Origin of the sequence: Campylobacter sp. CFSAN093233 (genome assembly GCF_011068165.1) — a bacterium.
GTDB lineage: Bacteria > Campylobacterota > Campylobacteria > Campylobacterales > Campylobacteraceae > Campylobacter_D > Campylobacter_D jejuni.
In genome coordinates this window covers 1-862 of record NZ_JAAMWY010000016.1, presented here as the reverse complement: position 1 = coordinate 862, position 862 = coordinate 1, and the positions used below count along the sequence as shown (strand labels likewise).

1 protein-coding gene is annotated in these 862 nt (G+C 32.3%); it reads right to left on the bottom strand.

Annotated elements, in window-relative coordinates:
• Position 1 precedes the first annotated feature (1 nt).
• Positions 2-862, bottom strand: an 861-nt coding sequence (locus FBF15_RS09265) for a methyl-accepting chemotaxis protein (protein WP_242633124.1), incomplete at its 5' end; no start/stop codon positions are given.

Below are 862 nucleotides of genomic sequence, written 5' to 3'. Positions count from 1 at the left end.
ATTAAAACCTTTTCTTCTTAACATCTTCTAAGATATTATTAGCTATATCACTTACTGTACTAGAAATAATAGCTGATTCATTAGCAATTTCAACATTATCTTTAGTAGTTTGATCAATTTGAGCTACGCTATCATTGATTTGAGTGATACCTGCAGTTTGTTCTTTAATACTTTCTGCCATATCATTGATAGATTGAACAAGTAAATTAGTATTAGCTTCAATTTCTGATAAAGACTTTTGAGTTCTTTCAGCTAACTTTCTAACTTCATCAGCCACAACAGCAAAGCCTCTACCATGTTCTCCAGCACGAGCTGCTTCAATAGCTGCATTTAAAGCTAAAAGATTGATTTGATCTGCAATATCACCTATAATACCTGTAACATTTTTAATCTCTTCAGATTGAGTGATAACATCACTAGTTTTAACTGAAACATTTTGCATAGAAGAAGTGATCTCTTCTAAAGCTGCTGCAGTTTCTTCTAAAGATTGAGCTTGAGAATTTGAAGAAGTGGTTAAGCTTTGAACAGCAGTTTGTAATTTTCCACTTTCATTAGCTAAAGCATTAGCAAAGTCTGAACTTTGTTTTAGCATTTTAATGATTTCTTGTCCTAGTGCATTAGTAGTTACCTCTACAGCTCCATTGGCATCTTTTACTTCAGTAGTAAAGTCAAGAGATTTATAACTATTAAATACTCTTTGAATTTCATTCATATCAGAACCTACTCTAGCCTGTAAAGCATCAAGAAGTCTATTTAGAACATTTTTAAGTTCAATAAGTTGTGGGTTTCTTGGATTAGCAGTGATTCTTGCTGTTAAATTACCACCTTCTACAACTGATACGGTTTGAACTGATTCTTTAAC